We start from the raw sequence: 26,790 nt of genomic DNA, 5'->3' as shown, positions 1-26,790 counted from the left end.
CGAGGGCGCATGCCCCCGCGCCGGTGGCCGCGCCCGGACCGGGCCCCGGTCAGAGGCCGAGCTCCTCGGCGAGCGCCGCGGCGAACGCGTCGACGTCCTCCTCCGTGGTGTCGAAGGCGCACATCCAGCGCACCTCCACCAGGTCCTCGCCGCCCGTGCCGGCCTGCCGGTCGCTCCAGTTGTAGAAGCGGTACCGCTTGCGCAGCCGGTCGGCGACGTCCCGGGGCAGCACGGCGAACACCGCGTTCGCCTCGACCGGGCGCACCACGGTCACCCGGGGCAGGTCCCGCACCTTGTCGGCGAGCCGCCGCGCCATGGCGTTCGCCCGCCGGGCGTTGCGCAGCCAGAGGTCCCCGGCGAGCAGCGCCTCGAACTGCACGGCGACGAACCGCATCTTCGACGGGAGCTGCATCAGCGTCTTCCGCAGGTACGGCAGGCCGCGCGCGGCCGCGGGGTTGAGCACGACCACGGCCTCGCCGAACAGCAGCCCGATCTTGGTCCCGCCGAACGAGACCACGTCCACCCCCACGTCGGTGGTGATCGCGCGGAGCGGGACGTCCAGGGCGGCCGCCGCGTTGGTGAGCCGCGCGCCGTCGACGTGGACGAGCAGCCCGAGCTCGTGGGCGCGGTCGCAGATCGCCGCCAGCTCGTCCGGGGTGTAGACGGTGCCGAGCTCGGTCGCGTTCGAGATCGACACCACCCGCGGCTGGGCCCGGTGCACGTCGCCCAGGCCCCGCGCGTAGCGGTCGATCGCCTCCGGGGTGAGCTTGCCGTCCTCCGTGGGCACCGTCAGCAGCTTCAGGCCGCCGGTCACCTCGGGGGCCCCGCCCTCGTCGGTGTTGATGTGCGCGGTCTCCGGGCAGATCACCGCCTCCCAGGGCGCGCACATCGAGCGCAGGGCCACCACGTTCGCCGCCGTGCCGTTGAACACGGGGAACGCCTCGGCCCGGTCGCCGAAGTGCCGCCGGAAGAGGTCCGCCAGCGCCGCGGAGTAGACGTCGTCGCCGTAGGCGACCTGGTGCCCGCCGTTCGCGAGCGCGATCGCCTCGAGCACCTCGGGGTGCACCCCCGCGTAGTTGTCGCTGGCGAACGCCTTGATCGCAGGGTCGTGCCGCCGTACGGCATCGGTTGCCACGAGAAGTCCCCCTTCGGTCATCGCGCGGAGCCGGCCGGCGTCAGGTCGATCCGCCGGCCGTTGACCGCGCCGGGCTCCCGGTCCCACAGGTCCGTGATCGCCACCGCGAGGTCGTTCACGTCGGTGTGGCGCTCGAACGACCGGCCCGGCTCGGCGGCCCGCATCGCATCGTGAACCAGCGCGGTCACCACGAGGATCACGGCGGCCGAGCGGGTGTCCTGGAGCGCGTCGGCGAAAGCGAGCGCCCACGCCTCCGCGGCCGCCTTGGCCGCGGCGTACGCCGCGTCCCGCTGGGAGGGCCGCTGCGCGGCGCGCGCGGAGACGATGACGAACCTGCCGTTGTCGCTGCGCCGCAGCAGCGGCTCGAAGGCGAGGGAGACGTGCTGCAGGGTCCGGATCAGCGCGTCGTGGAGGAAGTCCCAGTCGGCGAGGTCGGTCTCGGCGAAGGACGGGGCCCCGCGCCACCCGCCGACGAGGTGGACGACCCCGTCGACCCGCCCGTGCTCGTCCGCGATCCGGTTCGCCAGCCCCTGTACGGCCGGCCGGTCGAGCAGATCGAGCGCGAGGCACCCGTGGGCGCCGGACCTGTCGACCGCGATCACCGTGTCGCCGAGGTCGGTGAACCGGCGTACCACGGCCTGCCCGGCCGCGCCGCCCGCTCCGGTGACCAGGATCACTCTGCTCATCGTTCGCCTCGCTGCCCGTCGTCCGACCGGAACCCGTGGCTTCCGCCACGCGGTGAGCTTACGCCCTGCCGCCGCGGTGGCCGCCCGGCACCCCGCCCGCGCCGGAGCGGGGCCGCGGCCCGGCCTACCCGCCCATCCGGCGCCGCCAGTCGCGGGCGCCGTCGAGCACCGCCCGGTGCACGGCGCGGGCGATCCGCGCGCCCCAGGTGGAGCGGGGGCCGCCGAACGGCTCGGCGGGCCCGTGCTCGCGGACCGCGACGCAGACCGCGTCCGAGGCGGTCCCCGTGCACGGGAACCCGGCCTCGAGCAGCGCCTGCGTCTTCGCCTCGGTCACGGTCATGACCGCGTTCACCAGCGCGGCGTCGGAGAACGCCACCGGGACGGCCACGATGATGTTGATCGTGCCCGGCCGGAGCGCGGCCTGCCCCGCCCCGCCGCCCGCGGCGGCGGGGCGCGGCCCCTCCCCCGGCGCGCCGGGCCCCGCCGGAGCAGCGGCGGGCGGCTCCGCCGCCCAGGTGGGGTGCCCCAGGCCGACCGTGGCGACCGCCGCGCACCCCGCGTCCTCCGCGACGGTGTGGCGGTCGACCACGGCGGCGGTGAGCATCCCCACCCCGGGGCCGTCCGGGCTCAGCTCCCGCAGGTGGTCCACCGGGTCCATCCGGGCGTAGTCCTTGCTCACCTGGGCGTTCAGTACCCACTCCCGGCGGCCGATCCCGCCGCCGAGCACGGCCGACGAGATCATCCGCCAGCCGGGCCCGAACCGCCACAGCAGCATGCCCATCCGCATGCCGTCCTCGATCCGGTGGGTGAGCGAGAGCCGGCCGATCACTGCGCCTCTGGCCGGACCAGGAACACCATGGGCCTGCCGTCGGCGCCGGTCTCCACCCGGATCTGGGCGCCGAAGTGCCGGGTGAGGAGCGGCTCGGTGAGCACCCGCCCGGGTGGGCCGGCGGCGACCGCCCGGCCTCCGGCGAGCAGCACGAGCGAGTCCGCGTACTGCCCGGCGAGGCTCAGGTCGTGCAGGGTGGTCACCACGGTCAGCCGGTCGGTGACGCGCAACCGGTCGATGAGCTCGAGCACCTGCTGCTGGTGGCCGAGGTCGAGCGCGGTGGTCGGCTCGTCGAGGAGCAGCACGGGGGCCTGCTGGGCGAGGGCGCGGGCGAGCACGACCCGCTGCCGCTCCCCGCCGGAGAGCTCGCCGAGCGGGCGGGAGGCGAAGCCGGTCAGGCCGAGGCGCTCGAGCACCGACTCGGTCACCTCTTTGTCCGGCGCGCTCTCCCGGCCGAGGTAGGGGATGTACGGCGTCCGGCCGAGCAGGGCGTACTCGTACACGGTCATGTCGGGCGGCAGGGCGGGGCTCTGCGGCGCGTAGGCGATCAGGCGGGCCCGCTGCCGGTGGCGCAGCCGGTCGACGGGGGTCCCGGCCACCCGGACCTCGCCGGTCCGGCCGATCAGCCCGGCGATCGCCTTGAGCAGGGTGGACTTGCCGGCGCCGTTCGGGCCGATGATCGCGAGCCAGCCGCCGGACGGGGCGGAGAGCCCGACGTCGGTGAGCACCGGCCGGCCGCCGAGACGCACGCTCAGGCCGCGCACCTCCACCCCGGCCGGCCCGGTGAGGACCGGTGGTGCGGCCGTGCTCATACGCCCTCCCGCTTGGTCGCCCGGAGGACGGCGATGAAGAACGGCGCGCCGACGAACGCGGTGACCACGCCGATCGGCAGCTCGGCCGGGGCGAGCGCGAGCCGCGCCACCAGGTCGGCGAGGACGAGGAAGGCCGCGCCGCCGAGCAGCGAGAGCGGGAGCACGGTCCGGTACGACCAGCCGGCGAGGCGGCGCACCGCGTGCGGGACCACGGTCCCGACGAACCCGATGAGCCCGCTCACCGCGACGGCCGACGCGGTCGCGAGCGACGCGGCGAGCAGCACGGCCACGCGGGTGCGCCCGGCGTGCAGGCCGAGGCTGGTGGCCTCCTCGTCGCCGACGGAGAGCACGTCCAGGAGCCGCCCGTGCAGCAGGAGCACCGCGCTGGAGAGCACGGCGTACGGCGCGATCATCCGGAGCTGGTCCCAGCCGCCGCCGACGCCCCCGAGGATCCAGGCGTAGATCCGCTGGAGCTCGTCCACCTTGAGCTGCTGCACGAACGCCTGGAGCGCGGTGAGGAACGAGGAGACGGCCACGCCGGCGAGGATGAGGGTGGCCGTGCCGCCGCCCCGCCCCGCCGTACGGCCGAGCGTGTAGCTGAGGAGCACCCCGCCGACCGCGCCGGCGAAGGCCGCCGCCGGGACGGTGAGCCCGCCGCCGCGGGTGAACACCACGGCGAGGGTCACGGTGAGCCCCGCCCCGGCGGCCGCGCCGAGCAGGTACGGGTCGGCGAGGGGGTTGCGGAACACCCCCTGGTAGCCGGCGCCGGCGATGGCGAGCAGCCCGCCGACCATGGCGACGAGCAGCACCCGGGGCACCCTGAGCTCGAAGAGCAGCCCCTGCTCGACCGGGGTCAGGCCCGAGTCGACCGTGACGAACGGCAGCAGGTCGAGCAGGGCGAGCGCGATGCCCCGGGGCGGGATGCCGGCCGCCCCGGCCGTCACGCCCAGGGCGAGGCTGGCGACCAGGGCGGCCGAGACGAGCAGGAGCGGCCGGCTCCGCGACCGCGTCGTCATGGGCGGCCTCAGCCCGCGGCCTTCTGCACGGCCTCGCTCACGGCCCGGGCGAACTCCACCACCCGGGGACCCCAGCGCGAGGCGATGTCGTCATCGAGCTGGAAGACCCGCTTGTTCTTGATCGCGGAGAGCTTCGCCCAGCCGGGCCGCTTGGCGAGGGTCTCGGCGCTCTCGCCGCAGCACTTCACATCGGCGAGGAAGATCAGATCGGGGTCGGCCTCGGCGATGAACTCGGTGGACAGCCGCGGGTATCCGCCGGCCGCGTCGGGCGCCTTGTCGGCGATGTTCTCGAGCCCGAACATCGCGTAGATCTGCCCGAGGAACGTGTTCGACGTGATGGAGTAGGGCGTGTTGTCGAGCTCGTGGTAGTAGGTCAGGCCTGTGCCCTTGGGGGCCTTGGCGACCAGCTCGTCGATCCGCCGCTTGATGTCCGCCGCGACCTCGGCGGCCTTGGCGCCGTTCCCGGTCGCCGCGCCGAGGTCCATGATCTGGTCGTAGGTGTCGTCGAGCCGGTTGGCCGCGGGCTCCACGAGCACGGGGACGCCGACCTTGGTGAGGCCGTCGACCACGCCGTTGGCGTCGGTGGACGTCACGACCAGGTCTGGCTTGTAGGAGATGATCGCCTCGACGTTGGGCTTGAAGCCGGACAGGGACGTCCGGGGCGCCTCGGGCGGGTAGTCGGACTGCTCGTCCACGGCGACGACCTGGTCTCCCGCCCCGATGGCGAAGAGGATCTCCGTGGCGGTCGGGGAGAGCGAGACGATGCGCTCAGGCCGCCCGGCGATGGTCACCTGCCCGTTGCCGGCCTGAACGGTGACGGGGAAGGAACCTGCGGCTGAGCCGCTCGGAGTGGGGGTTTCGGGGGCGTTGCCCGCCGGCCGACCGCATCCGGCCAGGCCGAGGATCGCCAGCAGCACGCCCGCGATGGCCACGCGTACCGGCCTCACGAACTGGTCCTCCTGGGTCCGGGGGAAACGAGGACCCGCGAAAATCGACGGGTCACCCTTTTCCGCGAGGGTCTTGCCACGTCGACGCGGCGTGCAGGCGACCTGGCTCGTCCCCGGAGGGGGCATCACAGTTGCGGGACAGCGCCGGATTCCCACCGGACTTCGCTGCACGACGCGTTCCGGAGGCAACAGTACCAACCGGACGTACGCCGCGTCTTACCGGGCGTCCCGCCTTACGGGCCGGTGCGTCAGCCGGGGCGGGGCCGCGTTATGGGGATCCCTGCCCGGCCTGGCCGGTGCGCCCCGGGTCCTCGGGTACGCGGAACCGTGGTGCGGGCAGGTGGGATCCGATGCCGTGGAACGGGGATCGCGCCCACCGGTGCGGCCGGTGCCCGGCCGGGCCGGTCACCCGGGATCCCGTGCGCGATCAGGGCGGGTTCGTCGTCCGGATCGGCTACGGATCGGGAGGTGCGGAACGCCGTGGCCGGCCGGTCACTCGGCCACCGGGAGCGACGAGAACCGTGGAGAGGACACCTCCGGCGACCGGGCACGCGCATCGCGTGATCCGGTATCACGGGCCCCGAGGCGCGTGGGCGGGTCACCCGTGCCGGATCGGTGGCACACCACCCGGATCCGCCGGCTGCGAAGAGTGCGCGCCGGGTGCACGCGGCGTGCGTGCACGGGAAGGCTAGACCAGCAGGCTGTCGAACTGGCCGTCCTTGACCCCGAGCACGAGGGCGCGGATCTCCTCCTTCGTGTAGATCAGGGCCGGCCCGTCGGGGTCGCGCGAGTTCCGGACCGCCACGCTGCCGTCCGGCAGCTCGGCGAGCTCCACGCAGTTGCCCTGGGAGTTGCTGTAGGCGCTCTTCCGCCAGGTGACCCCCTTGAGGTCCTTGGCGGGCATACCGTTGTACGGCTTCATATCCGATCTCACTTGTCCAGGTCTTTGAGGTGCTGTTGGAGCCGCTCCACGGTGCCCCGCGGCGTGGCGCTCGCCACGCACAGTTGCTCCATCGCCCGCAGGTACGGGTCGACCTCCTCGGGCTTGTCCAGGTACAGGGCACCCCAGAGCTGTTCGACGTAGACGACGTCGGAGAGCTCGCGCTCCGGGAAGCGGAGGATGGTGAACGCGCCGCCCTCGGCCGTGTGCATCCCGTACTCGAAGGGCATCACCTGCAGGGTGATGTTGGGGAGCGCCGACACGTCGAGCAGGTGCTGGATCTGCTCGCGCATGACCTCCCGCCCTCCGATCCGCCTCATGAGCGCGGCCTCGTCGATGACGGCCCAGAGCCTCGGACCGTCGGGGCGCGTGAACCGCTCTTGCCGCTGCAATCGCATATGCACGCGCCGCTCGATCTCGTCGTCCGAAGCCTCCGGATTGCCGAGTTTGTACACCGTCCGGGCGTATTCGGCGGTCTGGAGCAGCCCGGGAATGAACTGCACCTCGTAGGTGCGGATCAGGCTCGCGGCCTCTTCTAAGCCGACATATGTGACAAACCAGTCCGGCAGCACATCGTTGTATTTGTGCCACCAGCCAGGCGCGTTCGCCTCCCGGACCATCTCCAGCAGACTGCGCCGTTCGGCGCCGTCGTGCACGCCGTAGAGGGTGAGCAGGTCTTCGACGTCACGCGTCTTGAACCCGACCCGGCCGAGCTCCATCCGGCTGATCTTGGACTCCGAGGCCCGTATGTGGAACCCGGCCTGCTCACGGGAGAGTCCGCGTGCTTCGCGCAGCCTCCGCAGGCTGGCCCCGAGCATGATGCGCCGAACGGTGGAAACGGAACCGGGCGGATCTATCGACACGTCCTTTTCCTCCGTTTATTGGACTGGCTTCAAGTCTGTCAAAGATCGCCCCCTTCGATCCAGGATGTTGGGAAGTAAGGTAGCGCTTCCCGCGGTCTCTTGCACGTGCATCCGCTCTTGCAGTCGCACGTTCGCATCGACCATGATGATCTCGTGCAGCCCGCGAACGTGACCCGTGGCCATGCGCGATCGCCGCTGCTCGACTGGTGGCCACCGATCGTCTGGTGGCCGGAGCCGGCCCGAGACCTGATCGAGCCCGGGTCACCGCCGGTCAGCGCCACCCTGGTCCTCTCCCCGATCGCCGAATCCGTCTGGTCCGCGCGGAACTTCGCGCTCGGCGCCCTCGCCGGCTGGGACATGACCGGGCTGGCCGACGGCATGGGGCTGGTCGTCTCCGAGCTGGTCACGAACGCGCTGCGGCACGGCCTCGCGCTCTGCGGCGGACCCCGGCGGGAGGTGATCCGGCTCGCCCTGGTCCGCCGGGGGCGGCTGGTCACCTGCGTCGTCTTCGACCCCGGGCCCGGGACGCCCGTGCTCCGGGATCCCTCCCCGTTCGAGCCCGGCGGGCTCGGCCTGCACATCGTGGAGTCGCTGAGCGTCCGCTGGGGGTGGTGCCCGGTGGCCCCGCGCGGCAAGGCGGTCTGGGCGGTGCTCGGCGGCTGACCGCCGACCGCCCGCCGGACGACGCGCCCCGGCACGCGCGCGACGCCCGATCCGCGGAAATGCCCGCGCCACCATGCGGCCATGTGCTGAGATCGGACGGTGACGCCCGCACGGCGCGGTGCGCGGCCCGCCCACGGTGGTCGCGCCGTCAACCCGGCGCCCGGCTCCCCTCGGCGCCCCGCGGCCCGGCATCGCCGCCCGCCTCGGCACCGCCCCGGGTACGGCGGGCGTGACGGTGCCTCCCGGCGGCTCCGGAGGGATCGACGATGCCCCATGACCTCCTCGGCTGGCTGACGACCCTCGGCGAGGACCGGCTCGCCCGCATCCTGGCCAACCGGCCGGACGCCATGGCGCCGCCGTGGCCCAGCGACCTCGGCGCCCTCGCCGCCCGGCTCACCGACGACCTCGCCGTCCTGGAGGTCATCCGGGACCTCCCGCTCCCCGCCCTCGAGCTGATCCAGGCCCGCCTCGCGCTGGACGGCCCGGCCGGCGAGGCGAGGCTCGCCGCCTTCACCGGGGTGCGCACCCGCGAGGTGCGGCGCTGGCTGCACCACCTCTACGACCGTGCGATCGCCTGGCCCGGCCCGGACGGCCGGATCGTCCTCGCCCCGGCCGTGGCGCGGTGGTGCCCGGCGCCGCTCGGCCTGGGCCGGCCGTTCGGCGCCTGCACCCGCGGGCTCGCCGCCGAGGACCTGCGCCGCGCCGGCCGGCTGCTCGGCCTGCCGGTCCGGGGCGGCCGGGACCGGCTCACCGCCCGGATCCGCGCGGTGCTCGGGGACCCCGACCGGCTCGGCCTCCTGCTCACCGGCGCGCCCGGCGGAACCCTGGAGCTGCTCGACGCCTTCGCCTGGGACGGCCCGGTGCGCACCCTGGACCGCGGGCGCCACCGGCGGCCCGGCACCCCGGAGCGGTGGGCGCTCGGCCCTCGCGTTGTCCGGGGCACGCCCCGCTCCGCTCCCCCGCCCCACCTGGCCGGGACCGGTGCCTCCTGGTCCTGGCCCGCGGGGACGTGGCGGAGATGCCCCGCGAGGTCGCGCTCGCCCTCCGCGGCCCCGGGCACCGCGCCCCGTTCACCCCGGATCCGCCGGACGCCGCGCTCACCAGGCCGATCCGGACGCGGTCGCGCACGGGATGCGCCGCGCCGCCGCGCTCCTCGTCGAGCGGGTGAGCGCGCTCCTCGGCCACCTGGACGCGAACCCGGTGCGGACGCTGCACCGCAGTGCTGCCCGGGCGGACGCGGCACGGCGGCTCGCCGCCGCGATCGGCTGCCCCGCCGGCGAGGCCCAGCTGATCGCCGAGGTGGCCGCCGAGGCCGGCCTCCTGTCTCCCGCCGGAGGCGCCGGTGCCCGGCGGGCCTGGCGCGCGGCCGGCGACCCGGTACGGCTGCGCCTCCTCCTGGCCGCCTGGTGGCGCATGGAGCGCTCACCGCTGAGCGGGCACGGCCACGCCGCCGGGGAGACCGTCGCCAGGGTCCGCCGGGCGATCTTCGCCGTGCTCGCCGGGGTCCCCGCGGGCCGGCGCTTCGCCTCGCTGCCCGAGCTCGTCCAGGCGGTCGGGTGGCGGGCGCCGCTCCTCGACCGGGAGCTCGTCGAGGGCCGAGGCCCGCACCAGCTCGGGGGCGTGCTCCGCGGCGGGCCGCGCGGGCGGGCTCTCGTGCCCGGTGGCGAGCGGGGCGAGCGCGCGGTCCAGCTCGGTCAGCGCACCGCCGGCGACGAGGCCGAGCACGCCGGCCTCGGCGAGGACCGCCGGGGCGAGCCCGGCGGCCCGGGCGGGCGCGTGCTGCGGCGGACGGCGGGGCCGGTGGGCGGCCGATCCACCCGCCCGGCGGCCGGGAGGCCGGGGAGGCGGCCGGGGATCCGCCGCGTGACGCGCGCGAGCTCGCGGCCCGCCTGGTGGGCGCCGCCTCCGCCGGCCACGGCGGGCGCACCTGGGCGGTGATCGGCCGGATGGCGCGCCGGTTGCCCGTGGCCCAGCAATCGCTCCTCGGCCGCGTGGTCGACCACGACGGCCGGGCCCGGATCACCCTCACCGACGGGATGACCGCGACGATCAGCCGCGGTGAGCTGCGGGGCGGGGATGCTCGGCGCCTGGTGCGAGGAGACGGGCGGCTACCGCGAGTTCCCGCTGGGCGAGATCGCCTCGGTGGCCGGCGTGCCGTGACGGAGGACCGGCGCACCCGCCTCCATCACCGCGCCTCCGTCATCCGTGCGCACGCCGCGCGGCGGCGAGCCCCGCGCCCGGCGAGGGCGCTGACGACCTGCCCGAACAGGCTGGGCGGCGTGCGCGCCGCGCCCGGCGGGGCCGGCGCGCGGGCGTGCGCGCCCTCAGGTCGGACGACGGTCCTGACGATCACCGCCGCGCGGCCTAGGTAAAGGATGATTTACCTCTAGTTTGTGCCTGTTTGTTCCTTTTGCCGGTTCTTTGCCTATACTCGTGCCCCATATCCCCCAAATCGTTACAAACAGCCCAAATCGCACCGCCGCCCTCGGCAGTGTTCCGGCTGCGCTCTGTCCCCACGGCCGCATGAGCGCTGATCAGGCATGCTCTGCGCCCGCCCACGGCGCCCGGCATCGCGGCGTGGGCCACCCGGGCGGCGCTCGCGCTCCCCCGCGCGAACGGTGCGACCGACCGAGAGAAATCGCATGATCAAGCGCGCCTGCCTGGCTCTCCCCCCGGCACTCGCCTGCACCGCGATCGTGATCGGTGCCGCGATGCAGCACGACGCGGGGAGCCGCAGGACCATGACGCAGGCCGCAGGCCTGGCCGTACCGTCGCCCGCGCACCGGACGCTCACCCCGCAGCCCGTCACTCCCCCGCCGGCGCCGCCGCGCCCCTCCGCCGCCGCGGCCTTCGCCGCCCCGAGCCCCGACACCCCGCCCGCCACCGCGACCACGCCGCCCCCCCACGGCTCAGCCCGGCCCGTCCTCCCCGTCCTCCGCGGCCACGGCCGCGCCGTCCCCCGAGCCCACGCCGGCCGCGAGCGCGGAGCGAGCCGCCTCCGCCACACCCGGGCCCGAATCCCCCTCCCCCTCGCCCACGCCCACCCGCACCGGCCCGAAACTGCCGTCCGGTATCGCCACGGCCACGTCGTTCTGGGACGCGCAGACCGCCTCCGGCAAGCCCATGCGCTACCAGACCATCGCCAGCCCGTACTGGCCCCTCGGCACCAAGGTGCGGATCACCTACCGGGGCAAGAGCGTGATCGGGTTCGTCGAGGACTTCGGGCCCGCCGAATGGGCCGTCGCCCAGCACCGCGTGCCGGCGATCCTCGACCTCTCGGAGCTGATGATGGCCGACCTCACCGGGGTGCGGTCGAACGTCGTGCTCGTCCGGTTCGAGGTGCTCGAGTGGGGGTCGGGCCGGGTCTTCCGCAGATCAGGCACCGGTCACGACCTCGCCATGGGACGCTCGTGAGCGCTTCCCCGCGATGACGGCTCCCGTGCGGGTCCGCGTAAACTTCGAGCGTGGCCGAGCCGAAGTTCGAGATCCAGATGCTCCACGACCGTGTGATGGTCAAGGTCGATCGGGAGCCGGAAGAGCGGCGCAGCAGCTCGGGAATCGTGATCCCGGCGACGGTGAAGATGGCCAATCGCCTGGTCTGGGGCGAGGTATGCGGCACGGGGGCCAACGTCCGATCGGTCAAGCCCGGGGACAAGGTCCTGTTCAACCCCGAGGACCAGTACGAGGTTGAGGTCCAGGGACAGGTCTACCTGGTGCTGCGGGAGCGTGATTTACACGCCGTCGCCACCCAGCAGACCGACCATGGGACCGGCCTCTACCTCTGAGCCCAGGGAAGGTAGGCGAAGAGGGTGAGCGCCGCTTCGACCAGGTCGATCCCGGTGGTCAGCTTCACCGCCGCCCAGACGATGGCGCCGGCGCAGGTCAGGGTGAGCAGGCTCGCGACGATCCGGACGAACCAGTTCTGCCGCTGCAGCCAATCGGTCGCGGCCATGACCCTGGCCTTCGCGAACGCCAGCAGCCGGGAGGCCCAGGCGAACTCGGTGGCGAGGACGGCGAGCCCGGCGAACACGACCAGCCATCCCGGCCCGGGGAACGGCACCATGATCAAGCCGCCGATCACCATGATGCCGCCGAGCAGACCGATCGCGATCCGCAGCGTCATCCGGCCGGTCCGCCGGGCCCGGATGCGGTCGCGCCACACCCGGACCCGGTGCAGCACCCCGTGCCGGGTGTCGCGCCGGGTCTTCTGATCGTTTCCAGCCGCCACCACCGAGCGCATACCCCCAATCGCTGCCCAGGATAATCGGCGGCGGCATCTTCCCGCGGATCCGGCGGTGACCCGGGTGGGTCACGCGGATCCGGCGGCGATGCAGGCGGCGGTCTGCACGGCGATCTCCAGCTCCTCGTCGGTGGGGATCACCATGACCGCCACCTCGGCCCCCTCCGGGGAGATGAACCGGGGCTCCTTGGCCGGGGCGGCGTTGCGCACCGGGTCGATCTCGATGCCGAGCCGGGACAGGCCCTCCACGGCGAGCGCCCGGGTGCGCTGATCGTTCTCCCCCACGCCCGCGGTGAACACGACCGCGTCCACCCGGCCGAGCGCGGCGTAGTAGGCGCCGATGTAGCAGCGCACCCGGTAGGCGTACATCTCCATGGCGAGCCGGGCGTTCTCGTCGCCCGCGTCGGCGAGCCGCCACACGTCCCGCAGGTCGTTGGCCCCGCACAGGCCGAGCAGGCCGCTCTCCTTGTTGAGCGCCTCGTCGATCTCGGGGATGCCGAGCCCGGCGACCCGGTGGAGGTAGCCGGGGATGGCCGGGTCGATGTCGCCGGACCGGGTGCCCATCACCAGCCCGGCGAGCGGGGTGATGCCCATCGACGTGTCGATGCTGCGCCCGCCGCGCACCGCCGTGGCGCTCGCGCCGTTGCCCAGGTGCAGCACGATCGAGTTCACCTCGCCGTACGGCCGGCCGAGCAGCTCCGCGGCGCGGCGGGAGACGTAGGCGACCGAGATGCCGTGGAAACCGTACCGGCGCACCGCGTACTTGGCGGTCCACTCCCGCGGCACCGCGTAGGTGGCGGCGTGCCGGGGGATGGTCGCGTGGAACGCGGTGTCGAACACCGCGACGTGGGGCAGGTGCGGGAACGCGGACCGGGCGACCCGGATCCCCTCCAGGTTGGGGGGGTTGTGGAGCGGGGCGAGCGGTGCGAGCTCCTCGATCGTCCTCTCGACCCGCTCGTCGATGATCGTGGGCTGGATGAAGCGGGAACCCCCGTGGACCACCCGGTGCCCCACGGCGACGACCTCGTCGAGCGGCGGGCCGTGCTCGGCGAACGCCGCGAGCACCGCCTTCAGCCCTTCCTCGTGGTCGGCGAGCCGGCGCTCCACCCGGTGCGCGCCGTGCGTGAGCACGCTGGTCTCCTCGCCGATCCGCTCGGCGAGCCCGGTGACGAGCTTGCGCCGGGTCGCGACGTCGATGAGCTGGTACTTGATCGACGACGAGCCGGCGTTGATCACGAGGATCCGTCCGGTCACCGGGCGCCCTCCCGCTCCTGGGCCTGGATCGCGGTGATGGCGATCGTGTTGACGATGTCCTGCACGGTGGCGCCCCGGGACAGGTCGTTCACCGGCTTGCGCAGGCCCTGCAGCACCGGGCCGATCGCGACCGCCCCCGCGCTCCGCTGGACCGCCTTGTAGAGGTTGTTGCCCGTGTTGAGGTCGGGGACCACGAACACGGTGGCCCGGCCGGCGACCGGGCTGTCCGGCATCTTGGTCCGCGCCACGCTGGGCTCGGCCGCCGCGTCGTACTGGATCGGCCCCTCGACCGGGAGGTCCGGCCGGAGCCGCCGGACCAGCTCGGTGGCCCGGCGCACCTTCTCCACCTCGGGGCCGGCGCCGGAGTCGCCGGTGGAGTAGGAGAGCATGGCCACCCGCGGCTCGATGCCGAACCGCGCCGCGGTCTCGGCGGAGGAGATGGCGACGTCGGCGAGCTGCTCGGCCGTGGGGTCCGGCACGATCGCGCAGTCCCCGTAGACCAGGACCCGGTCGGCGAGGCACATGAAGAACACGCTCGACGCGATCGTCACCCCGGGCGCGGTCTTGATGATCTCGAAGGCGGGGCGGATGGTGTGCGCGGTGGTGTGGGCCGCACCGGAGACCATGCCGTCGGCGAGCCCGAGGTGGACCATGAGCGTGCCGAAGTAGGAGAGGTCGGTGACGATGTCGCGCGCCTGGTCCACGGTCACGCCCTTGTGCGCGCGCAGCCGCGCGTACTCCTGGGCGAACCGCTCGCGCAGCTCCTCGTCGAACGGGCTCACCACCCGGGCCTCGTCGATGAGCAGGCCCATCTGGGCGGCGAGCTGGCGGATCTCCTGCTCGTCGCCGAGCAGGGTGAGGTCGGCGCAGCCCCGGCGCAGCACGATGTCGGCCGCGCGGAGGATCCGCGGCTCGGTGCCCTCGCACAGCACGATGTGGCGGCGGTCGGTCCGCGCCCGCTCCAGCAGATCGAACTCGAACATCAGCGGGGTGACCGCCTTGGCCTTGGTGATCCGCAGCGCGCGGAGCAGCGCCGCGGCGTCCACCCGTTCGGCGAACAGGCCGAGGGCCGTCTCGATCTTTCCGGTCGCGTCCGGGGTGAACTGCCCCTCGGCGGCGGAGAGCTTGGTCGACGTCTCGAACGTGCCGCCGTCGGTCGTGATGATCGGCAGCCGGACGTTCATGCCGTCGATCAGCTTGATCACCGCTTCGGGCAGCGGCAGCCCGCCGTTGAGGATGATCGCGGAGAGGGCCGGGAAGGTGGGCGCCCGGTGCGCGGCGATGAGCCCGGGGACCAGGGCGGCCGCCCGGTCGGCCGGGACGACGACGGCGGCGTCCTCGGTGAGCCGCTCGAGGATGTTCGGCAGCGACATCGCCCCGATCATGATCGCGCCGACCTCGCGCCCGAGCTGCTGCTCGTCCCCGCGGAAGAGCTTGCCGTCGCAGGCGGTCATGAGGTCGCGCACGGTCGGCGCCGACAGGCGCGGCACCTCGGGCAGGACGTAGGCCGAGCACCGGGCCTCGACCTCGTGGACCAGCTCAGGGGCGACCCGGGTGATGCAGGAGGCGAGCTCGGTGGCGTGCCGTTCCTTGAGCACCCTGCGGGACATGTCGAGCGCGGCGACGATCTCGTCGGGCGTGCGGTTGAGACCGGTCACCACGTTGATCACGGGGGTGCCGAGGTTCGCCGCGAGGTCGGCGTTGAAGGTGAACTCGGTCGGGAAGCCGACGTCGGTGTAGTCACTGCCGACCACCACGACGGCGTCGCAGCGCGCGGCGAGCTCCCGGTAGCGGGCCATGATCTCCTCGGTCGCCGCCTCCGCGCTCGCGTGCACGTCCTCGTAGGTCACGCCCGCGCACATCGCGTGCGGCAGCGCGATCCCGAACCTGGACCGGGCGGTGTTGATCAGGTTGTCCTCCCGGCCGGACCGGACCACCGGCCGGAACACGCCCACGGTCTCGACCTGGCGGGACAGCAGCTCGATCATGCCGAGGGCGATGGTGCCCTTGTTGCTCCTGGCGTCACTCGCCGCGACATATATCCCGATGGCCATCGTGCGCACAGCTCCCTGTCGGTGGCCGCATGCCGTCTCGCCGGTTGACAGGCTATGCGATGGAGTGCTCACTCTCGATCGCGGGCAGACGGGAGCCGGCCCGGGTGCTCCCGGGCCGGCTCCGTGAGCTGGGGACGCCTCAGCGGGCGGTGGGGTTCCTCATCGGGCGGTGCACGTCACGGACGCCACCGTGGGGCCTGAGGACCCGGTGGTCCGGCCGAGGAACCCGAGGGTGGCGGACTGGCCGGGCGCGAGCGACCCGTTCCAGGATTCGTTGTCGAAGACGTGCCGTTCCCCGGACCTGGTGTACGTGGCGCCCCAGACCTGGTGGATCGGGTCATCGATCGCCTGGTCGCCGCTGAAGGTCAGCTCGACCCGCCATCCGCCGGTCGGCTCGGTTCCGGTGTTCGACACCGTGACCTCGCCCTGGAATCCGCCGGGCCAGGAGTTGACCTGCGCGTAGCGGGCCGTGCACGCCTTGCCGCCGCTCGGGGACGGGGATGGCGACGGGGACGCCGAGGGCGACGGGCTCGGTGAGCCGGACGGGCTCGGCGACGGCGAAGGGGAGGTCGACGGGGACGGCGAGGGCGACGAGGACGGGGACGGCGACGGGGACGGCGCGCCGCCGGCCGGGTCACCGTAGAGGACCCCGCGGCCGTTGGTGCCGATGTACACCCGGCCGTAGATCCTCGGGTCCCCGGTGATCGCCTCACCCCAGTTGCCGTACTGGTGCTGATCGTCGTTGATCCGCACCCAGCTCTGCCCCGCGTCGTCGGAGCGGAACGCCCCGGTCACCCCGCCGATGGTGGCGACGGTGTAGAGCGCCGGGTAGTCCCGGCCCGGCGCGGCCTTGCCGAAGCCGATGCTCACCGCGTCCTCGACGGCCGCCACCTTGGTGAACGAAGCGCCCGAGTCGGTCGAGTGCCACAGCCCGCCCGGCCCGGCGAGCCAGATGTCGCCCTCCCGGCCGGGGACGGCCTTGAAGCGGACGTTGCCGGACGGCAGGCCGGTGGCCGGCGTGGCGCTGAAGGTCGCCCCGCCGTCGGTGCTCACGTAGAACCGGCCGTTGGCGAAGGCGTAGAACTTGAGCGGGTTGACCCGGTCCGACTTGACGATCGCGTTGGCCGGGACGCCGCTGGACGGGGTCCAGGAGTTGCCGAAGCCGACCGAGTAGACCACCGGCTGCCCGGGGTCGCCTGGCGCCCAGACGAACCGGCTGCCGTCGGCCGCGGCCGCGACGGTGCCGCCCTTGTTCACGCCGCCCGGCTCGGTGCCCTGGAACCAGTTCTTCCCGCCGTCGGTGGAGAACGCCACGTGGCTGTCGTTCGGCCGGTCGGCGTCGGTGAAGTCACCGGCCCGCACGATGATGTTCGGGCTGGCCTCGGCGTAGTCGAGCGAGGTCGTCGTGGTGAACACGGGCTGGGTGAAGATCATCGGCGGCACGGCGTCGAGGTCGTCGTGCCGGAAGCCGCCGAGGTCCCCCAGGCCGCTGATCAGGTGCGCGCCGCTGGGCGGGCTGATCAGGTCGAGGACCGCGGTCTCCTCCAGGCCCTTCACCATCGGCCGGATGGTGAACGTCTCGCCCCGGTCCCACTTGGTGAGCTCGGTGGTGCCGTAGATGGTGGCGCCGGTGCCGTACAACATCCGGTCGGAGTCGAACGGGTCGATCTCCACCGACTCCGTCATCCAGCCGAGCTTCGGGGCCACCTCGGGCGGGGCCGGGTTCGCGCCGAACGTCAGCCACGGCACCTCGGAGATGTCCATGGTGTAGCGGAAGGTCCGGTTCGGGTAGACCTCCCAGTCCCAGATCCGCGTCCAGGTCTCCCCGCTGTCCGTGCTGCGGAAGAAGATCACGTCGGGCCACCAGGCGATCTGGGTGGCGACCATGAGCGTGCCGGGGCGCTGCCGGTCGAGGGTGAGCCCGCTGTACCCGAAGTAGTTGTCCGGGCTGTCCGAGGGCACCGGGCTGACCCGCTTCCACTCGCCGGTCGCGGTGTCGTACCGCCACACGTCGCCCTTGCTCCCGTCGTACGGCCCGCCCGTGTCGCTCGTGGCGATGAACAGGTGGCCGTTGACGGTGTCGAGCACGCCCTTGTGCGCGATGTAGCCGGTCGGCTGCCCCGGGATCCGCTCCCAGGTGACGCCGCCGTCGGTGGTCCGGTAGACCGTGTTCTCCTTGTCGGCCACGCCCACGTAGATGGTCTGGGTGGGGTTGCCGGGGGTGCCGGTCCGCTTGTCGAACGTCACCCAGACCACGCCCTGGATGTCACCGTCGTACTCGCCGTCCCCGGCCCGGTAGTTCCCCGGGTTGGGGAAGCTGGTCACCTTGGACCAGGTGGCGCCGTAGTCGGTGCTCTTCCACAGCCCGTGGCCGCTGGGCGCGCCGAGGTAGAGGATGCTGTTCTTGTTGGGGTCGACCGCGAGGCGCTCGCCCATGCCCCGCCCGGGCATGTTGCCGCCGAGCTTGAACGGCAGCGGGCTCGCCTGCCAGGTCTCGCCGCGGTCGGTGGAGCGCAGGATCGCGCCGTTGTTCGGGTCCCAGCTGTTGGTGTACATCCCGACCGCCGCGTAGACCCGGTCGGGATCGACCGGGTCGGGGGCGATGCTGACGACGCCGTTCCAGCCCCACTTGTCCCAGCCGACCCAGTCGAGGAGCGGTTTCCAGCTCTGGGTCTCCGGGATCCAGCGGTAGGCGCCGCCGATGTCGGTGCGCGCGTAGATCAGGTCCTTTTCCGCCTGGCTGAAGATGATGCCGGGTACGAACCCACCCCCGGCGATCTGGACGTTCTTGAACTCGTAAGGGTCCGCGGCGACGGCGGAGACGGGTGCCGATCGCACCAGTGCCACCGCCATCGCCACGACGGCGATCGCGAGAACGCTGACGATTCTGCGCACGGACGGTTCCCTTCGGCGTGGACAACCGCCATGCACAGTCGCGGGAAGACCCCGACCGTCAACCGCCGACGTGCATGGAGCCGGACCGAACTTTCACATACCGAAGATCATTCGTCAACGGTTTCGGTCAGGACGGACCGGGCGATTCGCTCCGGCGCAGGACAACACCCTCGTAATGAATGCAATTCTGGAACATAATTCCACACATGATCAGCGCACTCGTGCTCGGCGGCGGCGGTGTCGCCGGCGTCGCTTGGGAGGCCGGCGTGGTGCACGGCCTCCGCCAGAAGGGGATCGACCTCGGAACCGCGGACCGGATCATCGGCACCTCGGCCGGTTCGGTCACCGGAACCCTCATCGCAACCGGAGCCGACCTCGAGGAGGCGATCGCCCGGCAGGCGGCGGGTGAGCCCGCGCGGCACGGCGACGGCGGCGGGAAGGTCGACATGGACGCGGTCATGGCGGCCTTCGCCGTGCTGTACGACGAGAGCCTGGAGCCGAAGGAGCGGCGCCGCAGGCTCGGGCAGATGGCGCTCGCCGCCCAGACCGGCATCACCCACGAACGGCTCAGGAAGCTCGGCGAGCACCTCCCGGTCAGGGAGTGGCCCGACCGCGAGCTGCTCATCACCGCGGTGGACGCCGAGACCGGCGAGTTCGTGGTCTGGCGCCGGGAGTCCGGCGTCCCGCTGGAGCTCGCCATCGCGTCGAGCTGCTGCGTGCCGATGGTGTTCCCGCCCATCGAGATCAACGGCCGGCGTTACGTCGACGGCGGGGTCCGGTCGTCCACCAACGCGGACCTCGCCGAGGGCGCCGAGGTCGTGGTGGTGCTCGAGCCGCTCGCCCACATGACCCCGCGCGCCACGCTGGAGAAGGAGCTGAGCCGGGTCGGGGCGGCGCGGCAGTACGTGATCGCCCCCGACGAGGCCGCGATCGAGGTGTTCGGCACCGACGTGCTCAGCCCGCACCTGTGGGAGCCCGCGTACCAGGCCGGGCTGGCTCAGGCGGCGAAGCTCGCCGAGCCGCTGCGCGAGGTGTGGACGGGCTGACGCGAGGCGCGACCGGCCGGCCGGCCCGTCCGGCGCGCGGTGACGGGGGCCGGCGGGCGGGCCGCGGCTCCGCCGGCCGGCGTGGCCGCAGCGGAGGGACGGCCGGCTCCTCCCCGGCCGGTGGGGCGTCGCCCGCGGCCGGGTCGGCGAGGTCCGCGCGGGTGACCACGACCGGCCGGACCAGGACGGCCGGGATCGACGCGGTCGTCCCGTTGGCGACGTAGGCCGTGCCGTGGGCGGTCCGGCCGGTGCCGAGCGCCACGGCGAGCCGGGCCGCGTGCTCCGCCTCGGCGGCGATGGGCCGGTGCACGGCGGCGGTCTGCCCGCCCTCCAGGATCCGCCGGATCGCCGCCGGATCGGCCCCTTCCGCGGTGAACGGGGTGCCCGGGCGGACTCCGGCGGCCCTCATGGCGGCCGCGACCGCGTCGGCCGCCCCGCCGTACCCGGCGCAGACCCCGATGACCCGCTCGGCGCCCACGCCGGCGATGGCGGTGCGCACCAGCTCGGCCACCCGGTCCGGGTTCCAGACGGCGATCTCCCGCCCGATGGCGATCCGGCCGTCGAGGACCTCGTGCACGCCCCGGCTCACCTCGGCCGCGCCCGGGTCGTCCGCCGGTCCGGTGACCAGGACGACCTCGCCCCGCCGGGGATCGCCCCCGGCGCGGATCGCCTCGAGCAGGGCCCTGCCGAGCTCCCGGCCGGCCTGCACCCGGTCGCCCGCCGCGTAGGCGTCGATCGGGCCGTTGGCCAGCCGCTCGTACGCGACGACCTTCGCGCCGGCGAGCTTCGCCTGCGCGACCGTGGGGGCGATGGCCCGCGGGTCCACGGCGCCGAGGATGAACACCCGCACGCCGCCGGCGAGCATCTCGGCCATCTGCCGCGCCTGTGCCGCGTGGTCGCCGCCCGCGTTGCCGTACACGACCTCGCACCGCGGGCAGAGGGACGCTATCGCCCGGGCGATGGCGGGGCGGTCGTGCGCCTCGTATCGCTCCGCGCGCCGGTCCGGGAGCAGCACGCCGATGCGGAACCCGTCCTCGATCGTGCCCACCGCGCCCGGTGCGGCGCCGGTCGCGCCGCATCCCAGAAGTGCCGCCAGGAGAACCAGGGAGACCCCTCCCGCCGTCAGCCGTCCCCCCACAGCACCCCCTTGAGCGCTGACAACATCTCCATTGCGGGCAATACCCGGACATTTCGTGCATAACGCCCGGGAATGCCTCGTAGGGGTGTGGCGTTAGGGGATTCTTGGTACCGGCGCATGCGGCGTCCCGGCGCCCGGCCGCGCCCGGATGCCGAAGGTCATCGCCGGTCGCGACAGCGTCTGACCTGGGCGATCGCGCCGGCCCGGAGCCGGAGGCGGAAGATCGTACCGGCGAGATCCACGCACCCGTTAGATTGTGAGAGACTCCTCCTTTGCGGGGCGGTAGCTCAGCCGGTCAGAGCATCGGACTCATAATCCGTGGGTCGTGGGTTCAAGTCCCACCCGCCCTACCACTCAGCGACCACGGGCCGGGCCGCCGGCCACGCCGGATCGCGTCCGCGGCCGGCGGCGGTCACACACCCGGAACGCCTTCCGCACGGTTCACGCCACGGCCGGTGACCGGGCCCAACGGCCGGCCACACACCTTTTCCTCACGTTCTCGCCGTGGCCGGTGACGGGATCCCCAGGGACCGCCCACACGAGATCACACTCTGCGGCCGGCGACGCCCGCACCCGGAACACCCTTACGTTCTCGCAGCGGCCTTACGTTCTCACAGCGGCCCGGTGACGGGGTCCCCATGGCCGGCCACACAGGATCGCTGCGGCCGGTGACGCTCCACACCGCCGTGCCCCTGATCGCGCACACCGCGCTACCCCTTGACCTCCTCGGGGTCCGGTCGTCCACGGCCCGGTGAGCGGGCCGCCCACGGCGCTCCGTACCTGGCCTTGGTGACGGCCCCGGTCCGGCCAGCACCGGCCGCCGCCTGTGCGCCGCGTACCGCCCTCGCCTCCCGCGCTCGGGCACCGCGGTACGGCCCGCCGCATGCCGTACCGGCCCGCGCGGCCGTGCATACGCGAGACCCCGGGGACGTCACGCGGCCTTCCCCGCATGCCATCCCCGGGGTCGATGTGGGGCCGGGGGCCCGCCGCTGACCCCGTACCGCCCCGGACGGGGCCGGTGCGGTGCGGCCGGGCCTCCGGCGGCGCCGCGGTCACGCCGCGGTGGGCGCGTGGGCGTCCTGCCAGGCCTGGTAGCCGCCGATCAGGTCGGAGACCCGCTCCCGGCCGGCGCGGCGGAGCAGGCTCGCCGCGGTCGACGAGCGCGACCCGCTCGCGCAGTAGACCACCACGGGACGATCGGCCGGCACCTCGTCGAGCCGCCGCGGCAGCTCGGCGAGCGGGATGGTGAGCGCGCCCTCGATCGCGCCGAGGGCCACCTCCCCCACGTTGCGCACGTCGAGCAGGACCGGGGGTTCCGCGTCCGCCAGCGCCTGCCGCAGCTCCTCGACCGTGACCCGCTCCGCCTGGGCGACCTCGCCCGGCACGGCGCGGAGCGCGGCCTCCGGCCGGCGCAGGTACCCGGTGACGGTGTCGAAGCCGATCCGGCCGAGCCGGGTGATCACCTCGAGCTCCCGGTTCTGCGGGGCGACGACGATGATCTCGCTGCCCGGCTCCACGACCATGCCCGCCCGCTCGGCGAAGCGCCCGTCCACGGGCACGTTGAGCGAGCCGCGCAGGTGGCCGCGGGCGAAGTCCTCCTCGGACCGGGCGTCGACGATGACCGCCCCGGCGTCGCGGCGGGCGAGGAACTCCTCGATCCCGAGCGGCCGGGCGTGCGCGTCGACGTCGAGCAGGTCGTGGTTCTTGCGGTTGAGCACGGCGTCGTACACGAAGTAGCCGGGCGCGGACGGCTGGCCCTCGGTGACGAGGGCCACGAACTCGTCCTCGCTCATCGGCGCGCACGCGTAGTTGGTGCGCCGCTGCTTGCCGATGGTCGACTGCAGCTCGGCGGAGAGGTTCTTGCCGCAGGCCGAGCCGGCGCCGTGCGCGGGGAACACCCGGACCTCGTCCGGCAGCTCCATGAGCCGGCGCACGCTCCGGTAGAGCATCCGGCCGAGCTCGTCGGCGGTCTTGCCGAGCGAGGCGAGCAGGTCGGGGCGGCCCACGTCGCCGATGAAGAGCGTGTCGCCGGTCAGCACGCCGTACGGCACGGCGTCATCGGCGTGCTCGTAGACCAGGATGCTGATCGACTCGGGGGTGTGCCCGGGCGTCTCCATGATCTCCAGGACGACGTCGCCGAGCTCGATCCGCTCGCCGTCGGCGAGCCGGCGGATCGGGTACTCGGCCTCGGCCTTGCTCCCGTACCCGATCCAGGCGCCGGTGCGCGCGGCCATCTCCAGGTGGCCGGCGATGAAGTCCGCGTGGAAGTGGGTGTTGATCACCCCTTCGATCCGGAGACCGTGCGCCTCGGCGTCGGCGACGTACTCGGAGATGTCCCGCCTGGGGTCCACGATCACGGCGCGGCCGGTCGTCTCGTCCCCGATCAGGTACGACGCGTGGGACAGGCACTCGAGGTAGTACTGGATGAACTTCATCTCACCCTCCTTGCAAGATACCCCTGGGGGTATTAAGAGCTCAGATGACGGCCGGGGTACGGCGGGCGTGCGCCGGCGTCGGCCGTCGGTCCGCCGGCGCCCGGCCCCGTCAGCCCTGCGCCGGCTGCGCGGCCATCCGGCGGCGGACCTCGTCCATGTCGAGCGCCCGCACCTGGGCGATGAGCTGCTCGAGCGCGGCCTCGGGAAGCGCCCCCGCCTGCGCGAAGACCACGATGCCGTCCCGGATCGCCATCAGCGTGGGGATCGCGCTGATGCCGTAGGCGGCGGCGAGCTGCGGCTGCTCCTCGGTGTTGACCTTCCCGAACACGATGTCCGGGTGGCGGCCGGCGGCAGCCTCGAAGATCGGGCCGAACAGCCGGCACGGGCCGCACCACGGAGCCCAGAAGTCCACGAGCACGATGCCGTCCGACTGGACCGTCGTGCTCCAGTTGTCCTTGGTCAGGTCGACGAGCATGTTCCTTCCTCCGATCGGGGTCTCACCCGCCGCCGGGGTCCGGTGACTCCGCCGCGGGCCTGGGCCGGGCACCGCCGCGCCGGTGCCGCAGGATCGCGTGGGCGACGGCCGCCAGGGCCACCGTGGCGGTGAGCAGCCCGGCGGCGGCCTGCGCCGAGCCGGGGAGCGCCGACGGCGCCTGCTGCGCGAGGACGACCGCGCCCATCACCAGCACGAACCATCCGAAGGCCTTACGCAGCCGGTCGGCCCGCACCCGCCCGGCGAGACGGCCGCCGAGCAGCCCGCCGAGCACGGCCGCCGCGGTGACCGCCAGGGCCAGCGCCCAGTCGATCTCGACGCCGTGCAGGTAGCCGGCGAGCCCGGCGTACGACTTCATCGCGATGACGATCAGCGAGGTGCCCACGGCGACGTCCATGGGCAGGCCGCCCAGCAGCACCAGCGCGGGGACCACGAGGAACCCGCCGCCGGCCCCGACCAGCCCGGTGACCACGCCGACCACCACCCCTTCGGCGATCACGTGCCCGATCCGCCGCTTCCGGGCGGACCGCGCCGCGGGCGCCCTCCGCCCGCGGATCATCGCGACCGCCGTCGCCACCATCATCAAGGCGAACCCGGCGAGAAGCCATGCCTCGGGCAGGTGTGGCCCGATCAGGCCCCCGGCGTACGCGCCGGCCATGCCGGCGGCGCCGAACACCAGGCCGGTCCCCCACCGGATCCGCCCCGCCCTGGCGTGGCCGATCGCGCTTACCGTGCTGGTGACCGCCACCACGAAGAGCGAGGTCGCGATCGCGGCCTTCGGCGGCACCCCGGCGAGGTAGACGAGCAGCGGAACGGTGAGGATCGATCCCCCGCCGCCGAAGAGGCCGAGGGTGACGCCGACCGCCACGGCGGCGGCGAGCGCCAGCGCGATCATCCCGCCACCTCCCTATATACCCGGTGGGGTATGCGGGAGGCACACGCCGGCCCGGCCGTACGGCACGGCGGCATCGCGGTCAGCCCTTCGCCCGGGCGGGCCGGCGCATGGCGGCGAGCGCCCGCTCGGGGTCGACCGCGGGCCCGCGGTTGTACGGCAGCTTGGCGAGCAGCATGCCGAGCAGGCAGGTGTCGGTGAGCGCGGCCACGGTGAGGCCCGCGCCGATGAGGGCGGCCACGACCCGCGCCCCCGGCAGCCACAGGTCGGCCACGATGGACACGAGCACGATCCCGCCGGCGACCAGCCGCACCTGGCGCTCGAGGCTCCAGCGCGGCTTGCCGCGGATCACCGGCCCACCCGCGGCGATCCACGCGTTCATCCCGCCCTCGAGCACCACGGCACCGGGCAGCCCCGCGCCGCAGAGCTTCTCCCGCGCCTTCCCGGCCCGGCCGCCGGACTGGCAGACCAGCAGCAGCGTGCCGCCCGCGTCCTTGACGATCCGCTGCAGATGGGCGTCGACCTGGTCGAGCGGCAGGTTGATCGCGCCCTCGATGTGCGCGGTCTCGAACTCCCGCGGGGTGCGCACGTCGACGACGAGCACGTCCGGGTTGGACGCGATCAGGGAACGCGCGGTGACGGCGTCGATGGTGGACGGCGGACGATCCTCGGTCATCGGTCTCCCTCGCTTTCTCCTCGCGCGCGGGCCCCGGTTCCCGGCGAGGCCCGGCCCGCGCCGGCCACGGGTCGGCCGGCCGGTCGGCGGCATATACCCCTGGGGGTATATTCGAGCGATGAAAAAGGCCGTACCGCTCGGCGGCGGGATCGGGCTACGCCAGCGCCAGGAAGAGCTTCTCCAGCTCGGCCTCGCTGATCGGGGCCTCCTCCCCGCGCTCCCGCGCGGCGTGGCAGTACCGCAGGCCGCTCGCGACCAGCTTGAAGCCGGCCCGGTCCAGCGCCTTGGACACCGCGGCGAGCTGGGTCAGCACCTTGACGCAGTCCTCCCCCGCCTCGATCATGCTGATCACCCCGGCGAGCTGCCCGTGCGCGCGCCGCAGGCGGGTGAGCGCGTCGCCCACCATGGCCTCGTTCATCCTCATGCCCGTCAATATACCCCCAGGGGTATAGAACGGCAAAGCCGGCGGATCCCGGGACGGCCGGGCGCGGCCAGGCCGGGCCGTACGCGGGCTCACCGGCCGGTCAGCCGGGACGCCGCCGGCGGCGCAGCTCCGCCTCGTACAGGTGGCGGCGCCCACCGGCGAGCCGCTCCCGCACCTGGCGCTCCAGGTCTTGGAACACCGCGTAGTACCCGTCGTCGTACTCCTCCACGAGCTGGTACGTCCACCGGCCGGCGATCACATCGCGGCCGATCAGCTCGCGCTCGATCCGGGCGGCCCACTCCTCGTGCCCGGCGAGGCGGAGCAGCGCGACGGTGTTGTCGAGCTCGAAGTCGGCCGTCCCGGTGAGCTGGTGGAACGCGTACAGGTGCCCGCGCGCCCGGTGGACGGTCTCCAGCGCCTTGCTGAAGCTGCCCAGCGCGTCGACGGTGACGTCGTCGAGTCCGGCGGGCCGCCGATGGTCCGGTCCGGACATGCCTTCGGGTTCTCGCATGCCCGACCGTTACCCGCCCCGGGCCGCGGTGATGTCCCGCACCCCACCTCCATCGGGGCGAGTGATGTCCCGCCTCCCGCCCCGCCACCGCGCGCCGCCCGGCCCACGCCGGACTCCCGCGGTGCGCGGCGGCTCATTCTTGACCGATCGTTCTGGAAAGTGTTACCGTCACGGCATGGCGAGGAGCAAGGAGTTCGACCCGGAGGCCGCGCTCGACGCCGCGCTGGAGCTGTTCTGGGAGCGCGGGTACGAGGCGACCAGCATGGCCGACCTGGTCGAGCACCTGGGGGTGGCGCGGGCCAGCCTGTACGCCACCTTCGGCGGCAAGCACGACCTGTACCTGGCCGCGCTCAACCGCTACCTGCGGACGCGCTCCCCGAACCCGATCGAGGCGCTCTCCCAGCCCGGGCCGGCGCTGCCCGCCATCCGGGCCCTGGTCGAGCTGTACGCCGAGGAGGGCATCGCCGACTCCCGGCGGCGGGGCTGCATGATCGTCAACGCCGCGGCCGAGCTGCTGCCGAAGGATCCGAGCGTGACCCGGTTCGTCGAGTCGAGCTGGGCGGCGCTGGAGGCCGCGCTGACCTCGGCGCTCTTCCGCGCCAAGGCCCAGGGGGAGCTCGGCCCGGACAGCGACCCGGTGGCGCTGGGCCGCTTCCTCCTCGTGGTGCTCCAAGGGCTGCGGATCATGGCGAAGGGCTCCCCCGACCCGGCCCGGCTGCGGGACGCGGCCGCGCAGGCGCTGCGCCTGCTCGGCTAGCCACCTCTCGCCTTGCTCATGCTCATCCATCCCTTCTTTGTGCGCTGATTCTGGAATGAACTGTCGGGTAACTTAGGGGGCCGA

At 73.6% G+C, this 26,790-nt stretch carries 26 protein-coding genes, 1 tRNA gene and 1 riboswitch; of the genes, 7 read left to right on the top strand and 20 right to left on the bottom strand.

All coding sequences use genetic code 11. From position 1 onward, the window contains the following. Nucleotides 1-49 precede the first annotated feature (49 nt). The 8 genes from TBIS_RS06190 to TBIS_RS06155 form a co-directional block, all read right to left on the bottom strand. Nucleotides 50-1,156 carry a threonine aldolase family protein gene (locus TBIS_RS06190; protein ID WP_013131488.1) on the bottom strand — a complete coding sequence of 369 codons (1,107 nt, stop codon included), beginning with the start codon at nucleotides 1,154-1,156 and terminating at the stop codon, nucleotides 50-52. After that, the gene (locus tag TBIS_RS06185; protein ID WP_013131487.1) at nucleotides 1,153-1,821 is read right to left on the bottom strand and encodes an SDR family NAD(P)-dependent oxidoreductase; all 669 of its coding nucleotides are present in this window, start codon (nucleotides 1,819-1,821) and stop codon (nucleotides 1,153-1,155) included. The genes TBIS_RS06190 and TBIS_RS06185 overlap by 4 nt, the downstream gene beginning before the upstream one ends. A 124-nt stretch (nucleotides 1,822-1,945) precedes the next feature. After that, the gene (locus TBIS_RS06180; RefSeq protein ID WP_013131486.1) at nucleotides 1,946-2,650 is read right to left on the bottom strand and encodes an adenosylcobinamide amidohydrolase; all 705 of its coding nucleotides are present in this window, start codon (nucleotides 2,648-2,650) and stop codon (nucleotides 1,946-1,948) included. Next, nucleotides 2,647-3,462 carry an ABC transporter ATP-binding protein gene (locus tag TBIS_RS06175; RefSeq protein ID WP_013131485.1) on the bottom strand — a complete coding sequence of 272 codons (816 nt, stop codon included), beginning with the start codon at nucleotides 3,460-3,462 and terminating at the stop codon, nucleotides 2,647-2,649. Before TBIS_RS06175 ends, TBIS_RS06180 begins: the two co-directional genes overlap by 4 nt. Continuing rightward, nucleotides 3,459-4,478, bottom strand: coding sequence for a FecCD family ABC transporter permease (locus TBIS_RS06170; protein WP_013131484.1), 1,020 nt, complete (start codon nucleotides 4,476-4,478; stop codon nucleotides 3,459-3,461). The genes TBIS_RS06175 and TBIS_RS06170 overlap by 4 nt, the downstream gene beginning before the upstream one ends. An 8-nt stretch (nucleotides 4,479-4,486) precedes the next feature. Next, nucleotides 4,487-5,425: an ABC transporter substrate-binding protein gene (locus TBIS_RS06165; RefSeq protein WP_013131483.1), complete on the bottom strand. Its 939-nt coding sequence runs from the start codon at nucleotides 5,423-5,425 to the stop codon at nucleotides 4,487-4,489. 43 nt (nucleotides 5,426-5,468) lie between these two features. Continuing rightward, a riboswitch (adenosylcobalamin (AdoCbl) riboswitch) is annotated at nucleotides 5,469-5,616 on the bottom strand. A gap of 497 nt (nucleotides 5,617-6,113) precedes the next feature. Next, nucleotides 6,114-6,347 (bottom strand): DUF397 domain-containing protein, encoded by a 234-nt coding sequence (locus TBIS_RS06160; RefSeq protein WP_013131482.1) that lies wholly within the window; start codon nucleotides 6,345-6,347, stop codon nucleotides 6,114-6,116. 8 nt (nucleotides 6,348-6,355) lie between these two features. Further along, a complete protein-coding gene (locus TBIS_RS06155) occupies nucleotides 6,356-7,183 on the bottom strand; it encodes a helix-turn-helix domain-containing protein (protein WP_148231615.1) in 828 nt (275 codons plus the stop codon). A 198-nt stretch (nucleotides 7,184-7,381) separates the two neighbouring features. Between TBIS_RS06155 and TBIS_RS19745 the strand changes: the two genes are divergently transcribed. After that, nucleotides 7,382-7,891, top strand: coding sequence for an ATP-binding protein (locus TBIS_RS19745; protein ID WP_013131480.1), 510 nt, complete (start codon nucleotides 7,382-7,384; stop codon nucleotides 7,889-7,891). A 1,131-nt stretch (nucleotides 7,892-9,022) separates the two neighbouring features. Further along, the gene (locus tag TBIS_RS06135) at nucleotides 9,023-9,829 is read left to right on the top strand and encodes a hypothetical protein (protein ID WP_013131479.1); all 807 of its coding nucleotides are present in this window, start codon (nucleotides 9,023-9,025) and stop codon (nucleotides 9,827-9,829) included. A 971-nt stretch (nucleotides 9,830-10,800) separates the two neighbouring features. On the opposite strand, the gene TBIS_RS06130 is transcribed toward TBIS_RS06135, so the two are convergent. After that, nucleotides 10,801-11,016 carry a hypothetical protein gene (locus tag TBIS_RS06130; protein ID WP_013131478.1) on the bottom strand — a complete coding sequence of 72 codons (216 nt, stop codon included), beginning with the start codon at nucleotides 11,014-11,016 and terminating at the stop codon, nucleotides 10,801-10,803. On the opposite strand from TBIS_RS06130, the gene TBIS_RS06125 reads away from it, so the two are divergent. Continuing rightward, the gene (locus tag TBIS_RS06125) at nucleotides 11,015-11,305 is read left to right on the top strand and encodes an RlpA-like double-psi beta-barrel domain-containing protein (RefSeq protein ID WP_041431275.1); all 291 of its coding nucleotides are present in this window, start codon (nucleotides 11,015-11,017) and stop codon (nucleotides 11,303-11,305) included. The two genes, TBIS_RS06130 and TBIS_RS06125, sit on opposite strands and share 2 nt — an antisense overlap. Nucleotides 11,306-11,355: 50 nt before the next feature. Beyond that, nucleotides 11,356-11,676, top strand: coding sequence for a GroES family chaperonin (locus tag TBIS_RS06120; RefSeq protein WP_013131477.1), 321 nt, complete (start codon nucleotides 11,356-11,358; stop codon nucleotides 11,674-11,676). On the opposite strand, the gene TBIS_RS06115 is transcribed toward TBIS_RS06120, so the two are convergent. The 4 genes from TBIS_RS06115 to TBIS_RS06100 form a co-directional block, all read right to left on the bottom strand. Beyond that, on the bottom strand, nucleotides 11,667-12,119 hold the full coding sequence (locus TBIS_RS06115) for a TIGR02611 family protein (protein WP_242384317.1): 453 nt from the start codon (nucleotides 12,117-12,119) through the stop codon (nucleotides 11,667-11,669). The genes TBIS_RS06120 and TBIS_RS06115 overlap by 10 nt on opposite strands. An 81-nt stretch (nucleotides 12,120-12,200) precedes the next feature. After that, nucleotides 12,201-13,385 carry an acetate/propionate family kinase gene (locus tag TBIS_RS06110; RefSeq protein WP_013131475.1) on the bottom strand — a complete coding sequence of 395 codons (1,185 nt, stop codon included), beginning with the start codon at nucleotides 13,383-13,385 and terminating at the stop codon, nucleotides 12,201-12,203. Further along, nucleotides 13,382-15,439 carry a phosphate acetyltransferase gene (pta, locus tag TBIS_RS06105; RefSeq protein ID WP_013131474.1) on the bottom strand — a complete coding sequence of 686 codons (2,058 nt, stop codon included), beginning with the start codon at nucleotides 15,437-15,439 and terminating at the stop codon, nucleotides 13,382-13,384. Before pta ends, TBIS_RS06110 begins: the two co-directional genes overlap by 4 nt. A 159-nt stretch (nucleotides 15,440-15,598) precedes the next feature. Continuing rightward, nucleotides 15,599-18,334, bottom strand: a complete 2,736-nt coding sequence (locus TBIS_RS06100; protein WP_013131473.1) for a cellulose binding domain-containing protein — start codon at nucleotides 18,332-18,334, stop codon at nucleotides 15,599-15,601. Between the two features lie 206 nt (nucleotides 18,335-18,540). Between TBIS_RS06100 and TBIS_RS06095 the strand changes: the two genes are divergently transcribed. Continuing rightward, nucleotides 18,541-19,380: a patatin-like phospholipase family protein gene (locus tag TBIS_RS06095; RefSeq protein ID WP_050760449.1), complete on the top strand. Its 840-nt coding sequence runs from the start codon at nucleotides 18,541-18,543 to the stop codon at nucleotides 19,378-19,380. Here the strand turns inward: TBIS_RS06095 and TBIS_RS06090 are convergent. Next, complete coding sequence (locus tag TBIS_RS06090; protein ID WP_013131471.1) at nucleotides 19,289-20,518, bottom strand: substrate-binding domain-containing protein; 1,230 nt, start codon at nucleotides 20,516-20,518, stop codon at nucleotides 19,289-19,291. The two genes, TBIS_RS06095 and TBIS_RS06090, sit on opposite strands and share 92 nt — an antisense overlap. 276 nt (nucleotides 20,519-20,794) lie before the next feature. Here TBIS_RS06090 and TBIS_RS06085 point away from each other — a divergent pair. Continuing rightward, a tRNA-Ile gene (locus TBIS_RS06085) sits at nucleotides 20,795-20,871 on the top strand. A gap of 699 nt (nucleotides 20,872-21,570) precedes the next feature. On the opposite strand, the gene TBIS_RS06075 is transcribed toward TBIS_RS06085, so the two are convergent. The 6 genes from TBIS_RS06075 to TBIS_RS06050 form a co-directional block, all read right to left on the bottom strand. Next, nucleotides 21,571-22,953, bottom strand: a complete 1,383-nt coding sequence (locus TBIS_RS06075; RefSeq protein ID WP_013131469.1) for an MBL fold metallo-hydrolase — start codon at nucleotides 22,951-22,953, stop codon at nucleotides 21,571-21,573. Nucleotides 22,954-23,062: 109 nt separating this feature from the next. Further along, on the bottom strand, nucleotides 23,063-23,428 hold the full coding sequence (gene trxA, locus TBIS_RS06070) for a thioredoxin (RefSeq protein ID WP_013131468.1): 366 nt from the start codon (nucleotides 23,426-23,428) through the stop codon (nucleotides 23,063-23,065). Nucleotides 23,429-23,450: 22 nt separating this feature from the next. After that, a complete protein-coding gene (locus TBIS_RS06065; RefSeq protein ID WP_013131467.1) occupies nucleotides 23,451-24,341 on the bottom strand; it encodes a sulfite exporter TauE/SafE family protein in 891 nt (296 codons plus the stop codon). 79 nt (nucleotides 24,342-24,420) lie between these two features. Continuing rightward, nucleotides 24,421-25,014, bottom strand: coding sequence for a rhodanese-like domain-containing protein (locus TBIS_RS06060; RefSeq protein WP_013131466.1), 594 nt, complete (start codon nucleotides 25,012-25,014; stop codon nucleotides 24,421-24,423). 154 nt (nucleotides 25,015-25,168) lie between these two features. Continuing rightward, entirely contained in the window at nucleotides 25,169-25,438 is a 270-nt protein-coding gene (locus TBIS_RS06055; RefSeq protein ID WP_041431271.1) for a metal-sensitive transcriptional regulator, read from the bottom strand. Between the two features lie 100 nt (nucleotides 25,439-25,538). Then, nucleotides 25,539-25,949, bottom strand: a complete 411-nt coding sequence (locus TBIS_RS06050) for a hypothetical protein (RefSeq protein WP_148231466.1) — start codon at nucleotides 25,947-25,949, stop codon at nucleotides 25,539-25,541. Nucleotides 25,950-26,124: 175 nt separating this feature from the next. Here TBIS_RS06050 and TBIS_RS06045 point away from each other — a divergent pair, with 175 nt between their 5' ends. Beyond that, complete coding sequence (locus TBIS_RS06045; protein WP_013131463.1) at nucleotides 26,125-26,706, top strand: TetR/AcrR family transcriptional regulator; 582 nt, start codon at nucleotides 26,125-26,127, stop codon at nucleotides 26,704-26,706. Nucleotides 26,707-26,790 lie beyond the last annotated feature (84 nt).

This window comes from Thermobispora bispora DSM 43833, from assembly GCF_000092645.1.
GTDB classification, from domain to species: domain Bacteria; phylum Actinomycetota; class Actinomycetes; order Streptosporangiales; family Streptosporangiaceae; genus Thermobispora; species Thermobispora bispora.
Note: the sequence above shows the minus strand (reverse complement) of the source record. Positions and strands in the feature narration are given on the sequence as shown.

Excerpts from the sequence above, each read along its gene's own strand:
- TBIS_RS06190 (WP_013131488.1), bottom strand. The coding sequence starts at position 1,156 with ATGACCGAAGGGGGACTTCTCGTGGCAACCGATGCCGTACGGCGGCAC.
- TBIS_RS06185 (WP_013131487.1), bottom strand. The coding sequence starts at position 1,821 with ATGAGCAGAGTGATCCTGGTCACCGGAGCGGGCGGCGCGGCCGGGCAG.
- TBIS_RS06175 (WP_013131485.1), bottom strand. The coding sequence starts at position 3,462 with ATGAGCACGGCCGCACCACCGGTCCTCACCGGGCCGGCCGGGGTGGAG.
- TBIS_RS06170 (WP_013131484.1), bottom strand. The coding sequence starts at position 4,478 with ATGACGACGCGGTCGCGGAGCCGGCCGCTCCTGCTCGTCTCGGCCGCC.
- TBIS_RS06160 (WP_013131482.1), bottom strand. The coding sequence starts at position 6,347 with ATGAAGCCGTACAACGGTATGCCCGCCAAGGACCTCAAGGGGGTCACC.
- TBIS_RS06155 (WP_148231615.1), bottom strand. The coding sequence starts at position 7,183 with ATGCTCGGGGCCAGCCTGCGGAGGCTGCGCGAAGCACGCGGACTCTCC.
- TBIS_RS06135 (WP_013131479.1), top strand. The coding sequence starts at position 9,023 with ATGCGCCGCGCCGCCGCGCTCCTCGTCGAGCGGGTGAGCGCGCTCCTC.
- TBIS_RS06125 (WP_041431275.1), top strand. The coding sequence starts at position 11,015 with ATGCGCTACCAGACCATCGCCAGCCCGTACTGGCCCCTCGGCACCAAG.
- TBIS_RS06130 (WP_013131478.1), bottom strand. The coding sequence starts at position 11,016 with ATGGGCTTGCCGGAGGCGGTCTGCGCGTCCCAGAACGACGTGGCCGTG.
- pta (WP_013131474.1), bottom strand. The coding sequence starts at position 15,439 with ATGGCCATCGGGATATATGTCGCGGCGAGTGACGCCAGGAGCAACAAG.
- TBIS_RS06095 (WP_050760449.1), top strand. The coding sequence starts at position 18,541 with ATGATCAGCGCACTCGTGCTCGGCGGCGGCGGTGTCGCCGGCGTCGCT.
- TBIS_RS06075 (WP_013131469.1), bottom strand. The coding sequence starts at position 22,953 with ATGAAGTTCATCCAGTACTACCTCGAGTGCCTGTCCCACGCGTCGTAC.
- trxA (WP_013131468.1), bottom strand. The coding sequence starts at position 23,428 with ATGCTCGTCGACCTGACCAAGGACAACTGGAGCACGACGGTCCAGTCG.
- TBIS_RS06065 (WP_013131467.1), bottom strand. The coding sequence starts at position 24,341 with ATGATCGCGCTGGCGCTCGCCGCCGCCGTGGCGGTCGGCGTCACCCTC.
- TBIS_RS06060 (WP_013131466.1), bottom strand. The coding sequence starts at position 25,014 with ATGACCGAGGATCGTCCGCCGTCCACCATCGACGCCGTCACCGCGCGT.
- TBIS_RS06055 (WP_041431271.1), bottom strand. The coding sequence starts at position 25,438 with ATGAGGATGAACGAGGCCATGGTGGGCGACGCGCTCACCCGCCTGCGG.
- TBIS_RS06050 (WP_148231466.1), bottom strand. The coding sequence starts at position 25,949 with ATGCGAGAACCCGAAGGCATGTCCGGACCGGACCATCGGCGGCCCGCC.
- TBIS_RS06045 (WP_013131463.1), top strand. The coding sequence starts at position 26,125 with ATGGCGAGGAGCAAGGAGTTCGACCCGGAGGCCGCGCTCGACGCCGCG.